This is a genomic window from Roseateles aquatilis, from assembly GCF_002205645.1.
In the GTDB taxonomy this organism is placed as follows: domain Bacteria; phylum Pseudomonadota; class Gammaproteobacteria; order Burkholderiales; family Burkholderiaceae_C; genus Roseateles; species Roseateles aquatilis.
In genome coordinates this window covers 43,991-57,126 of sequence record NZ_NIOF01000020.1, presented here as the reverse complement: position 1 = coordinate 57,126, position 13,136 = coordinate 43,991, and the positions used below count along the sequence as shown (strand labels likewise).

The following is a 13,136-nucleotide window of genomic DNA, read 5'->3' as shown; positions in this document are numbered from 1 at the left end:
CATGACAAGGATTCCGTCGATGCTCCCCCCTTCCCTTCGCCATGTCGCACCGATCGCCCGACGGCGCGCGGCCTCGCGCGAGCGCGGCGTGATCATGGTCATCGCCCTGATCACGTTGGCCGTGCTGTTGATCGGTGCGGCCGCCACGATGCGGTCGATGAACGTGTCGCTGCTCAACGCCGGCAACTTCGGCTTCAAGCGCGACATGGCCAACCAGGCCGAACGCGCCATCCGCGCCGCCACAACATCGCTCGCGACCGGCAACCTGTCCACCGCCGCGTCGCGCCAGTCCAGCAACGCGGCGTTCAACTACAGCGCGACGCTGCTCGCGAGCGACGCCTCGGGCATTCCGACCGCGATGCTGAACATGACCGACGTGGACGGCCTGAACGGCGCCGGCAACGTGGCCAACGCCATCACGCTGCCCGACGACGGCATCCAGCTGCATTACCTGATCGAGCGCCTGTGCTCGACCGCGGGCGCGTTCAGCGTCGGCAACTGCCAGGTGCTGGGACGCTCCAGCAACTCGGGTTCCAACCTCAAGAACCCGGTGGTGCCACCGCAACCGACCTACCGCATCACCGTGCGCGTCAGGGGACCGCACAACGCGTACTCGTTCTACCAGACGACGTTCACGACCCAGAACTGATCGAGGTTTCCGATGCCCACTTCCTCCCTCCGCGCGTGCCTGACCGGCTCCGCCGTCGCGACGGCGCTGGCCGCCACGGCGCTCGTCGCCCAGGCCCAGACGCTGCTGGCCGACAAGCCGGTGTTCGCCTCCGTGTCCGTGCCGGGCAACCTGGCGCTGGCCCTGTCGGTGGAGTTCCCGACCGCGGTCAGCAACGCCCACCTGGACACGGCCTACAACCCGGTGTCCACCTACCTGGGCTACTTCGATCCGGACAAGTGCTACGACTACCGGCTGGCCACCACCAGCGGCACGCAGCCGATTCCCTTCGATCACTTCGCGCCCGCCGCCGCGGCCGTGGCGCACGTCTGCAGCAACAAGTGGAGCGGCAACTTCCTGAACTGGGCGTCGATGCAGACCATCGACCCGTTCCGCTGGGCGCTGACCGGCGGCTACCGCGTCGGCGACTACACCTACGCCACCATCCTGGAGAAGGCCTACGCCAGCGGCCAGGGCGGCACGAGCAACTTCCCGGACCGGTCGATGACGAACGTGACGACGGTGCTGGCGGGCGCCACGCCGCTGGGCTGGTCCGGCATCAAGATTCGCATCCAGGGGCTGGGCGCCAACATGCGCATCACGCGCACCGGCAACAACAACAGCGGCAGCGGCACCGCGTTCGACCCGAGCGCGTCGCCCTGGGCCGACAGCACGTCCTACGTTCTCTCGATCCGGACGCGCGTCTGCGACAAGACCCTGGGCGTCAGCTACCTGGAAGCCAACTGCAAGAGCTACTCCAACGGCGCCAACTACAAGCCCGAGGGCCTGATCCAGCAGTACGCCAACCAGATCCGCTTCAGCGCCTTCGGCTATCTGAACGACGGCAACCTGAGCCGCGACGGCGGGGTGCTGCGCGCGCGCCAGAAGTTCGTCGGCCCGACGCAGCCGGTGCCCGGCGGTGACGCGGTCGCGAACGGCAAGGCCGAGTGGGATTCGACCACCGGCATCATGGTGGTCAATCCGGACCCCACCGACGCGACCACGACCTCGGGCGCCTTCGCCACGACGATCATCAACAGCGGGGTGATGAACTACCTGAACAAGTTCGGATCCACCGCGGGCTCGTACAAGACCTACGACCCGGTGGGCGAGCTCTACTACACGGTGCTGCGCTACTACCGCAACATCGGCAACGTCGCGTCCTATACCGCCACCGGCACGGCCAGCGACTCGACCAAGGCCACCTGGGCGGACGGCTTCCCGGTGATCTCGAACTGGGACGATCCGATCCAGTATTCCTGCCAGAAGAACTTCATCCTCGGCATCGGCGACGTCAACACCCACGCCGACCGCAACCTGCCCGGCGCCACCGGCGCGTCCGAACCCGCGCAGCCGGTCGAGGTCAGCAGCGATACCGTCATCAACACCCTCACCTGGACCGACCTGGTCGGCACGATGAGCGGCATCAGCGGGCTGTCCTCGCAGTCCCCCTACAACGGCTGCTGCACCAACAACGGCGCGCTGATGGCGGGACTGGCCTACTGGGCCAACACGACCGACATCCGGCCCGACATCGACATCAAGTCCGCCGGCAAGCAGACCGTCCAGACTTACTGGCTGGACGTGCTGGAGAACTCCACCTACAAGTCCAACAACCAGTACTACCTGGCCACCAAGTACGGTGCCTTCATCGTGCCGTCCGACTACAACCCGCTGACGCGCACGACGGACATTCCCACGGCCTGGTGGCACACCGGCCCGTCGACCGACACCGTCGGCGGCCAGTTGCGCCCGGACACCTACTTCACGGCGGCCCGTGCCGACTTGATGGTGAGCGGGCTGTCGGCGGCGTTCGCGAGCATCGCTTCGCGGATGAAGGCTTACTCCACGGCCTTCTCCACCGCGCAGCAAAGCATCACCACCGCGGGCGTGGCCAATTACTCGGCCCAGTACGACGCGGGCAGTTGGTCGGGCGACGTCGTCGCCAGCACGCTGGCCTACAACCCGAGCACGGCCACCGTCTCCAGCAACGACAGCTGGCGCTTCGCCGACAAGCTGGGTGCGCAGGCGGGCGGCAGCGGCTGGGACACGGGCCGCTTCATGGTCACCGTGCACTCGTCGACGCGGCTGGCGGTGCCGTTCCGCCTGGCCAGCATCAGCTCGGCGCAGTCCACCGCGCTGGACACCACCTATCGCAGCGGCAACGACTCCAGCGACTACCTGAACTACCTGCGTGGCGACCGCAGCCAGGAGCAGAACTCCACCGTCGCCAACAGCTCCAAGGCCTACCGCACCCGCACCAACCTCGTGGGCGACATCGTGAACGCCAAGCTGGTGGTGGTCGGCCCGCCGTCGCTCAGCCTGTCGGAGGTGACCAACCCGGGCTACAACGCCTACAAGATCGCCAACGCCAGTCGCGCCAACGTGGTCATCGCGCCTACCAACCAGGGCGTGGTGCACGTGATCGACGGATCGCTGACGGGCAGCACCGCCGGCAAGGAGCTCTTCGCATACGTGCCCAGCCCCGTCTTCAACGGCCCCACCAACACGCCGGCGGTCAACGGTCTGCAGTCGATCGGCAACCCCAACTTCAACCATTACTACATGGTCGATGCGCCTCCGGTCACGATGGACGTGGACTTCGGCCGCACCGCCGGCGGCACCGGCACTGACTGGCGCTCCATCGTCGTCGGCGGCATGGGCAAGGGCGGCAAGAGCATCTATGCGCTGGACGTGACCAGCGTCGGCGGCATCTCCTCCGAAGCCGTCGCCGCGACCAAGGTGCTGTGGGAGTTCACCGACGGCGACATGGGCTACACCTTCGGCCAGCCGCTGGTCACCAAGATCGCCCAGTACGGCTGGGTGGTGCTGGTGCCGGCCGGCCTGAACAACCCGTCGGGCCAGAACCACCTGTACGTGCTGAACGCACGCACCGGCGCGCTGCTCACCCGCATCGACACGCCGACCGGCAACCTGCCCGCGCAGGACGACGGCAGCCCGACCAGCCCGTCCGGCATGACGCAGTTGACGGCCTTCTATCCCGACCTGACCTCGGCGCAGGCCGAGTCCGTGTACGCCGGCGATCTGCGCGGCAGCGTCTGGCGCTTCGACCTGCGCAACTCGTCGGGCGGCTATCCGGCGCCGGTGAAGGTGGTCCGCGCGACCGACGCCGCCGGCGTGCTGCAGCCCATCACCTCGCATGTCCTGCCGGTGGTCCAGCCCACCTCCAACCGCCGCTACGTGACCTTCGGTACCGGCAAGCTGCTCGATGCGACCGACATCAACAGCACGCAGACCCAGCGGATGTACGCGGTGATCGACGGTTCGGCGGGCAAGTTCAACAGCTCGGCAGACCTGCCGTCGGGCATGAACTTCCCGATCGGCGTGGGCCAGCTGCATCAGCTCACCGACGTCACGCAGCCCGTGACCATCGACTACAGCACCGAGGCCGGTTGGTACCTGAACGTGGCCAGCGGCTACCGCATCATCAACGACCCGGCCTACTTCGGCGGCATCGTCTCGTTCGCGGCGACCGTGCCCAACAACTCCAACCCGTGCTCACCGTCGGGCAGCAGCATCGTCTACGCGCTGGACCTGGGCAACGGACGGACGCAGTTCGCCAACAACGCGGCCTACGTGGATCCGGGTTTCGCGGTCACCGACCTGACCTTCGTGTCGACCGACAAGGACGTGGTGCTCAACATCAGCGGCTCCACCGCCAGCACGAACACCTCCTCCTCCCCCTTCCAATGCGTCGGCACGAACTGCGGCGCCGCGGTCAACCCCCCGGCCGGCTACGGCACCAAGCTCCTGAACTGGCGCGAGGTTCCGCTGCGCAACGCGACGGGCGGCACGCTGTGACGTCACGCTGACGCCTCCCGCAACGACGAAAGCCCGGCATGCCGGGCTTTCTTTTCGTGCGATCTCGGGGGCTTGAACGAATCGGGTGATCGCGCGGCTCGTCCTGCCGGAGGGAGCCGCGGAACGACGGCCGATTGTGGGACCTATGAGACCGGCGTCTCGCGACTTCCTCCGTCGCGCGGCTCGTCCCGCCGGAGGGAGCCGGGGGATGACGACCGATTGTGGGACCTATGAGGCCGGCGTCTCGCGACTTCCTCCGGCATGCTCGGTGAACGCAGGGCCACGGGTCACCGTGGCAACTCGCTCTCCCCCATCAGGAACTCGTCCACCGACCGCGCCGCCTGCCGGCCTTCGCGGATGGCCCACACCACCAGGGATTGGCCCCTTCGCATGTCCCCCGCGGCGAACACCTTGGCGACGTTGGTCCGGTACCCGCCGTGGAAGTCGGTCGTCGCCTTCGCATTGCCGCGCGCATCCTTGGTCACGCCGAACGCATCGACGATCGCCGCGACCGGACTGACGAAGCCCATCGCCAGCAACACCAGGTCGGCCTTGAGCACCTGCTCGGTGCCCGGCACCTCGACCATCTTGCCGTTGGTCCATTCGACGCGCACCGTCTTCACGCCGACGACCTTGCCCTTGTCCTTGCCCTCGCCGCCGACGAACTCCTTGGTCGCGATCGCGAACTCGCGCTCACAGCCTTCCTCGTGGCTGGACGACGTGCGCAGCTTGATCGGCCAGTACGGCCAGGTCATCGGCCGGTCCTCGACCTCGGGCGGCTGCGCCATCAGCTCGAACTGGGTGACGCTCTTCGCGCCATGGCGGTTGCTGGTGCCGACGCAATCGCTGCCGGTGTCGCCGCCGCCGATGACGATCACGTGCTTGCCGTCGGCGCGCAGTTGCGCCTTGAGCTTGTCGCCGGCGTTGAGCTTGTTCTGCTGCGGCAGGAACTCCATCGCGAAGTGAATGCCAGCCAGATCACGTCCCGGCACCGGCAGGTCGCGGGACTGTTCCGCGCCGCCGGCCAGCAGCACCGCGTCGAACTGCTGCATCAGCTCGTCAGCCGTCACCACGTCCTTGGCCCAGTTGGTGACCTTCGAGCCCTCGGGCAGATGCGCCACCATCACGCCGGTGCGGAAGACAACACCCTCGGCCTCCATCTGCGCGACGCGACGATCGATGTGGCTCTTCTCCATCTTGAAGTCGGGGATGCCGTAACGCAGCAGGCCGCCGACGCGATCGTTCTTCTCGAACACGGTGACGGCGTGGCCGACGCGCGCCAATTGCTGCGCCGCCGCCAGGCCGGCCGGGCCGGAGCCGACGATGGCGACCGTCTTGCCCGTGCCCGCCTTGGGCGGACGCGGCTGCACCCACCCCTCGGACCAGGCGCGATCGATGATCGCGTGCTCGATCGACTTGATGCCGACCGCGTCGTCGTTGACGTTCAGCGTGCAGGCGGCCTCGCATGGCGCGGGGCAGATGCGGCCGGTGAACTCGGGGAAGTTATTGGTCGAGTGCAGCACCGCGATCGCGTGCTTCCAGTCCGTGTCCCCGCCTCGGTACACAAGGTCGTTGAAGTCCGGAATGATGTTGTTGACCGGGCAACCGCTGTTGCAGAACGGCGTGCCGCAGTCCATGCAGCGGGCGCCCTGCTGCTTCGCCTGCTCGACATTCAAGCCGATGACGAATTCCTTGTAGTTCTTCAGACGCGTGTCGACGGGCTCGTAGCCCTCTTCCAGACGCGCGTACTCCATGAAGCCGGTGACTTTTCCCATGGCGGCTTTCTCCTGAATCTTGGTCGTTGTGCGGTGCGGACGATCAGGCCTTGGCCTTGGCGGCGGGCGCCTTGGCGTGGGCGATCGTGACGGCGGTTTCCTTGGCGGCCCCCATCTCGCCGAGCGCGCGGCGGTACTCCGTGGGGAACACCTTCACGAACTTGGCGCGCGACTCGGCCCAGTGGTCCAGGATGTCGCGGGCGCGTTGGCTGCCGGTCCAGCGATGGTGGTCCTCGATCAGCTTCTTCAGCAGCGCCTCGTCGGTGCGCGCCACGCCGTCGCCCAGCCGGTGCCAGAGCGCCTGGTCGGTGGTCGCCTCCTGCTCGTGCGACGGCAGCAGCTTGTCGAGCGCCACCATCGCGGTGTTGCAGCGCTTCGCGAACTGGCCGTCCTCGTCATAAACGTAGGCGATGCCGCCGCTCATGCCGGCGGCGAAGTTGCGGCCGGTCTTGCCCAGCACCGCCACGGTCCCGCCGGTCATGTACTCGCAGCCGTGGTCGCCGGTGCCCTCGACGACCGCCGTGGCCCCGGACAACCGCACCGCGAAGCGCTCGCCGGCGACGCCGCGGAAGAAGGCCTCGCCCTGGGTCGCGCCGTACAACACGGTGTTGCCGACGATGATGTTCTTCGTCGCGTCGCCCCGGAAGTCGATCGACGGCCGCACCACGACGCGTCCGCCGGACAGGCCCTTGCCGGTGTAATCGTTGGCGTCGCCGATCAGGTAGAAGGTGATGCCGGGCGCCAGGAAGGCACCGAAGCTCTGCCCGCCCGTGCCCTCCATCTGGATGAACACCGTCTGGTCGGGCAGGCCGTCGGGATGGCGACGGATCAACTCGCCGGACAACATCGCGCCGACGGTGCGGCGGACATTGGTGACCTCCTGCATGAACTGCACCTTCTCGCCGCGCTCGAAGGCGGGCAGGCACTTCTCGATCAGCTTGACGTCGAGCGCGCGCTCCAGGCCGTGTTCCTGACGATCGTTGTGCAGGCGGGCGACTTCGGCCGGCAACTCCGGCCGGTGGAACACGCGGCTGAAGTCCAGGCCCTTGGCCTTCCAGTGGCTGATGCCCTTGCGGGTGTCGAGCAGATCGGCGCGGCCGATCAGGTCGTCGAACTTGCGGATGCCCAGTTGCGCCATGAGCTGGCGCGCTTCCTCGGCGACGAAGAAGAAGTAGTTCACCACGTGCTCGGGCTTGCCGCTGAACTTGGCGCGCAGCACCGGGTCCTGCGTCGCGACGCCGACCGGGCATGTGTTCAGGTGGCACTTGCGCATCATGATGCAGCCCTCCACCACCAGCGGCGCGGTCGCGAAGCCGAACTCATCGGCGCCCAGCAGCGCGCCGATGACGACGTCGCGGCCGGTCTTCATCTGCCCGTCGGCCTGCACCCGCACGCGGCCGCGCAGGCGGTTCAGCACCAGCGTCTGCTGCGCCTCGGCCAGGCCCAGTTCCCACGGCGTGCCCGCGTGCTTGATCGACGACCACGGCGACGCGCCGGTGCCGCCGTCATGGCCGGCGATCACGATGTGGTCGGCCTTGGCCTTGGCCACGCCCGCCGCGATCGTGCCGACACCGACTTCCGACACCAGCTTGACCGAGATGTCGGCGCGCTGGTTGACGTTCTTCAGGTCGTGGATGAGCTGGGCCAGGTCCTCGATCGAATAGATGTCGTGGTGAGGCGGCGGCGAGATCAAGCCCACGCCCGGCACCGAGTGGCGCAGGAAGCCGATGTAGTCGGTCACCTTGCCGCCGGGCAACTGGCCGCCCTCGCCGGGCTTGGCGCCCTGCGCCATCTTGATCTGGATCTGGTCGGCGCTGACCAGGTACTCGGCGGTGACGCCGAAGCGGCCCGACGCGACCTGCTTGATGCGCGAGCGCATCGAATCGCCGTCCTGCAGCTCGTAGTCGACCGCGATGACCGACTTGCCGACCACGTCCGACACCTTGGTGCCGGCGCTGATCTTGATGCCCTTGAGCTCGTTGCGATACCGCGCCGGATCCTCGCCGCCCTCGCCGGTGTTGCTCTTGCCGCCGATGCGGTTCATCGCGACGGCCAGCGTCGCATGCGCCTCGGTGGAGATCGACCCCAGCGACATCGCGCCGGTGGCGAAGCGCTTGACGATCTCCTTGGCGGACTCGACCTCTTCGACCGGGATGGCCTTGCTGGGATCGAACTTGAACTCGAACAGCCCGCGCAGCGTCATGTGGCGCTTGCTCTGGTCGTTGATCAGCTGGGCGTACTCCTTGTACGTGTCCCACTTGCCGGAGCGCGTGCTGTGCTGCAGCTTGGCGATCGCGTCGGGCGACCACATGTGCTCCTCGCCGCGAGTGCGCCAGGCATATTCGCCGCCGGCCTCGAGCATGTGCTCCAGCACCGGGTCGTCGCCGAAGGCGGCGCGGTGCAGGCGCAGCGCTTCCTCGGCCACCTCGAACACGCCGATGCCGCCGACCTGCGTCGGCGTGCCGCGGAAGTACTTGGCGACGAAGTCGGACTTCAGGCCGATGGCCTCGAAGATCTGCGCGCCGCAGTAGGACATGTAGGTCGAGATGCCCATCTTGGACATGATCTTCGACAGCCCCTTGCCCACCGCCTTGACATAGTTGTAGATCGCCTTCTCGGCCGATAACGACGCGGGCAGCTCGCCGGTCATCGCCTGGATGGTCTCCAGCGCCAGGTACGGGTGGACCGCCTCGGCGCCGAAGCCGGCCAGCACGGCGAAGTGATGGACCTCGCGGGCGGTGCCGGTCTCGACCACCAGGCCGGCCGTCGTGCGCAGGCCCTCGCGCACCAGATGGTGGTGCACGGCCGACAGCGCCAGCAGCGCCGGGATGGCGACGCGGTTCGCGTTCAGGTGACGGTCCGTGATGATCACGATGTTGTGGCCGCTCCGGAGCGCGTCCACGGTCTCGGCGCAGAGCGAGGCCAACTGCGCCTCGACGCCCTCGCGGCCCCAGGCCAGCGGGTAGCTGATGTCCAGCTCGTAGGGCTTGAACTTGCCGTGGGTGTGCTGCTCGATCGCGCGCAGGCGCGCCATGCCGTCGAAGTCCAGCACCGGCTGCGTCACCTCCAGCCGCATGGGCGGGTTCACCGCGTTGATGTCGAGCAGGTTGGGCTTGGGGCCGATGAAGCTGTTCAGCGACATCACGATCGCCTCGCGGATCGGATCGATCGGCGGGTTGGTGACTTGCGCGAACAGCTGCTTGAAGTAGTTGTAGAGCGGCTTGTTCTTGTCGGACAGCACGGCCAGCGGGCTGTCGTTGCCCATGGAGCCGATGCCCTCCTCGCCGTTGGCGGCCATCGGCGCGAGCAGGAACTTGATGTCCTCCTGCGTGAAGCCGAAGGCCTGCTGGCGGTCCAGCAGCGAGGCGGGATAGGCGGCGGGCTTGGGTTCCGGCGCCGGGATCTCGTCGAGCTTGACGCGGACGTTCTCGATCCACTGGCGATACGGGCGCGCGTTGGCGTACTGGGTCTTGAGCTCCTCGTCGTCGACGATACGGCCCTGCTCCAGGTCGATCAGGAACATCTTGCCGGGCTGCAAGCGCCACTTCCGGACGATGCGGGACTCGGGGATCGGCAGCACGCCGGATTCGGAGGCGAGCACGACCAGGTCGTCATCCGTCACGCAGTACCGCGCCGGGCGCAGGCCGTTGCGGTCGAGCGCGGCGCAGACCTGGCGGCCGTCGGTGAAGACCATCGCGGCGGGACCGTCCCACGGCTCCATCATCGCGGCGTGGTACTCGTAGAAGGCGCGGCGGCGCTCGTCCATCAGCTCGTGGTTCTCCCACGCCTCCGGAATCATCATCATCGCCGCGTGCGCCAACGGGTAGCCGGACATGGTCAGCAACTCGATGGCGTTGTCGAAGGTCGCCGTGTCGGACTGGTGCTCGAAGCTGATCGGGTACAGCTTCCTGAGGTCGTCGCCGAGCACCGGCGACTTCATGACGCCCTCGCGGGCGCGCATCCAGTTGAAGTTGCCCTTGACGGTGTTGATCTCGCCGTTGTGCGCCACCATCCGGTACGGGTGGGCCAGCGGCCACTCGGGGAAGGTGTTGGTCGAGAAGCGCTGGTGCACCAGCGCGATCGCGGAGACGACGCGCGGATCGGCCAGGTCCTTGTAGTACTTGCCCACCTGGTCCGCCAGCAGCAGGCCCTTGTAGATGACGGTGCGGCAGCTCATGCTGGGCACGTAGTACTCGCGGCTGTGGGTCAGCTTGAGCGCCTGGATGGCGCTGGAGGCGGTCTTGCGGATGACGTAGAGCTTCCGCTCGAGCGCGTCGGGGACGATGATGTCCGGACCGCGGCCGATGAAGATCTGGCGAATGATCGGTTCCTTCTCCCGCACCGTGGGCGACATCGGCATGTCGCGGTCGATCGGCACGTCGCGCCAGCCCAGCAGCACCTGGCCCTCGGCCTTGATCGCGCGGGCGAGTTCCTGCTCGCAGGCCAGCCGGGACGCGTGTTCCTTGGGCAGGAAGATCATGCCGACGCCGTACTCGCCCGGGGGCGGCAGCGCCACGCCCTGCCGGGCCATTTCCTCGCGGTAGTACTCGTCGGGGATCTGGATCAGGATGCCCGCGCCGTCGCCCATCAGCTTGTCGGCGCCGACCGCGCCGCGATGGTCGAGGTTCTCCAGGATCTTCAGACCCTGCTGGACGATGTGGTGCGCCTTCTGACCCTTGATGTGGGCCACGAAGCCCAGGCCGCAGGCGTCTTTTTCGTTCGCGGGGCGGTACAGGCCTTGTTCGGCCAGCGCCGCGATCTCGTTCGCGGAAGCGACCGACGTCGGAGAAGAAGAGAAAGCGCCGGGCTGCGCTTGCGGTTCGTGTGCTGCCGACATCGGTGGCCTCCAAGGGGATCAATGACAAAACCCCGGCAGGTTAGGCGCTGCGATGTGCAGTGACAAGCGATACTAAATAGGGTCGGAGTGGAATTAACGCCTGACGCGGCATCCCATCGTCATTAAATGGGGCCAGAGTCAGATCGACGCGGGTTTGCTTCGAGGCCGGCCACGCGGCCGGGGAGTCAGCGGGCGATCGCTGAGCTCCGCGAGCGTGTGCAGGAATCGTGCCGATCCCAGCGGCCAGCCTTTGAGCGCCGAGTCGATCAGCTTCAGCCGCTCGGCTTCCGGCTCGCCCTCTTCCAACCAGCGCCGCCAGGCCAGTTCGCGCTCGAACGGGGTGTTGCCCAACGCCCAGAATCCGGGCGGATCGCTGATCAGCGGGTCGCGTCGGCGGCCGAGATGGTGCGCGGCAGACGACCAGGCGTAGTCGCCCGGCTCCGCCACCAGCCCGGCGCGCTGGGGGTTCAGCTCGATGCTGCGCATGACCAACAGCAGGTAGGGATCGGCCTCCAACGGCGCGGCGCGGAAGCGCCCTTCCCAGAGCGTGCCCACCCGGCCATGGCGCTGATTGAAGGCGCCGACATAGCGCCGGCCCAGCGCCTGCATCATGCGGCTCAGGCCGTTGTCGGCCGCCGGGGTGGCCAGCAGGTGGAGATGGTTGGGCAGCAGCGCGTAGGCGTGGATCGCCACCTTGTGGGTGGCCGCGCATTCCTGCAGCGCGGCGAGCAGCGCCTTGCGGTCCTCGTCGTCCACGGCGATCGGCTGCAGGTTGTGGCCGCGATGGATGAGGTGATGCAGGTGGCCGGCGAGCGCCAGCCTGGGGAGTCGAGCCATCGGGAGGTCGCGGGTGTCCCCGCGCGGTCGATTAGTCTGACCCCAATTATGAGGGGATCAGCTTCGTGCCCGTCAGGCGTTCGTGTTCCTTCATCGCGAAGCGGTCCGTCATGCCGGCGATGTAGTCGGCGCAGGCCCGTGCGTGGTCCTCGCCGTCGGCGAAGTCGGGCGGCAACCGGCTCGGATCGGTGAGGTAGAGCTGGAAGAGCTCCCGCAGCACCTGCTCGGCGCGATCCCGCTGCGCCTGCACCACCGGATGCCGATACAGGTTGGCGAACAGGAAACGCTTGAGCTCGGTGCTCGCATGGCGCATCTCGGCGCTGAAGCGCACCAGCGGGCCGGCCGCGCGGGCCTCGTCCGCGTCGCGGGGGGCGGCGGTGTCCAGGGCGGCGCGGGTGGCGTCGATGATGTCGTAGACCTGCTGGGACAACATCCGGCGAATCGTGTCCGCGAGCAGCCGCTTGTCCGTCAACTGCGGGTAGGCCCGCAGGCTCTCGCGCAGGTAGCGGTGCACCAGCGGCACCTGCTCCAGCTGCTCCAGGGTCACCAGGCCGGAGCGCACGCCGTCGTCGACGTCATGGGCGTTGTAGGCCACCTCGTCGGCGAGGTTGCACAGCTGGGCCTCCAGGCTGGGTTGCCCGCCCGTCAGGAAGCGCGCGGCGACGCCGCCGGGCTCGCGGTCCTCGATGCGCTGCGCGTCGCGGCGGGTGCAGTGCTTGAGGATGCCCTCGCGGCTCTCGAAGGTCAGGTTCAGCCCGTCGAAGGTGGGGTATCGCTGCTCCAGCTTGTCGACCACACGCAGCGACTGCAGGTTGTGCTCGAAGCCGCCATGCGCCTTCATGCAGTCGTCCAGCACGTCCTGGCCTGCATGGCCGAACGGCGTGTGGCCCAGGTCGTGGGCCAGCGCGATGGTCTCGATGAGGTCCTCCTCCAGCCCCAGGCTGCGGCCGATCGAGCGCCCGAGCTGCGCCACTTCGAGCGAGTGCGTCAGCCGCGTCCGGAACAGGTCGCCCTCATGGTTCAGGAAGACCTGCGTCTTGTAGACCAGCCGCCGGAAGGCCGTGCTGTGGACGATGCGGTCGCGGTCGCGCTGGAACTCGCTGCGCGTCGGCGCCGGGGCCTCGAAGTGACGGCGACCGCGACTGCGCGCGGGATCGGAGGCAAAAGGCGCGCGCGGTGGGGTCATCGTCGAATCGGG

General features: G+C 67.7%; 6 protein-coding genes. 2 read left to right on the top strand and 4 right to left on the bottom strand.

Annotation, left to right across the window (positions count from 1 at the left end):
• Positions 1-19 precede the first annotated feature (19 nt).
• Both CDN99_RS25905 and CDN99_RS25900 read left to right on the top strand, forming a co-directional pair.
• Positions 20-649 carry a pilus assembly PilX family protein gene (locus CDN99_RS25905; protein WP_088388280.1) on the top strand — a complete coding sequence of 210 codons (630 nt, stop codon included), beginning with the start codon at positions 20-22 and terminating at the stop codon, positions 647-649.
• Positions 650-661: 12 nt separating this feature from the next.
• Complete coding sequence (locus CDN99_RS25900) at positions 662-4,489, top strand: pilus assembly protein (protein ID WP_088388278.1); 3,828 nt, start codon at positions 662-664, stop codon at positions 4,487-4,489.
• Positions 4,490-4,776: 287 nt separating this feature from the next.
• Here the strand turns inward: CDN99_RS25900 and CDN99_RS25895 are convergent, their stop codons facing one another.
• The 4 genes from CDN99_RS25895 to CDN99_RS25880 all read right to left on the bottom strand — a co-directional run bounded on the left by CDN99_RS25895 (position 4,777) and on the right by CDN99_RS25880 (position 13,124).
• The gene (locus tag CDN99_RS25895) at positions 4,777-6,264 is read right to left on the bottom strand and encodes a glutamate synthase subunit beta (RefSeq protein WP_088388276.1); all 1,488 of its coding nucleotides are present in this window, start codon (positions 6,262-6,264) and stop codon (positions 4,777-4,779) included.
• Positions 6,265-6,307: 43 nt separating this feature from the next.
• Positions 6,308-11,101, bottom strand: coding sequence for a glutamate synthase-related protein (locus CDN99_RS25890; protein ID WP_088388274.1), 4,794 nt, complete (start codon positions 11,099-11,101; stop codon positions 6,308-6,310).
• Between the two features lie 138 nt (positions 11,102-11,239).
• Entirely contained in the window at positions 11,240-11,938 is a 699-nt protein-coding gene (locus CDN99_RS25885) for a transposase (protein ID WP_088388272.1), read from the bottom strand.
• Between the two features lie 46 nt (positions 11,939-11,984).
• On the bottom strand, positions 11,985-13,124 hold the full coding sequence (locus CDN99_RS25880; protein ID WP_088388270.1) for a deoxyguanosinetriphosphate triphosphohydrolase: 1,140 nt from the start codon (positions 13,122-13,124) through the stop codon (positions 11,985-11,987).
• Positions 13,125-13,136: the final 12 nt, after the last annotated feature.

Excerpts from the sequence above, each read along its gene's own strand:
- CDN99_RS25890 (WP_088388274.1), bottom strand. The coding sequence starts at position 11,101 with ATGTCGGCAGCACACGAACCGCAAGCGCAGCCCGGCGCTTTCTCTTCT.
- CDN99_RS25880 (WP_088388270.1), bottom strand. The coding sequence starts at position 13,124 with ATGACCCCACCGCGCGCGCCTTTTGCCTCCGATCCCGCGCGCAGTCGC.
- CDN99_RS25905 (WP_088388280.1), top strand. The coding sequence starts at position 20 with ATGCTCCCCCCTTCCCTTCGCCATGTCGCACCGATCGCCCGACGGCGC.
- CDN99_RS25900 (WP_088388278.1), top strand. The coding sequence starts at position 662 with ATGCCCACTTCCTCCCTCCGCGCGTGCCTGACCGGCTCCGCCGTCGCG.
- CDN99_RS25895 (WP_088388276.1), bottom strand. The coding sequence starts at position 6,264 with ATGGGAAAAGTCACCGGCTTCATGGAGTACGCGCGTCTGGAAGAGGGC.
- CDN99_RS25885 (WP_088388272.1), bottom strand. The coding sequence starts at position 11,938 with ATGGCTCGACTCCCCAGGCTGGCGCTCGCCGGCCACCTGCATCACCTC.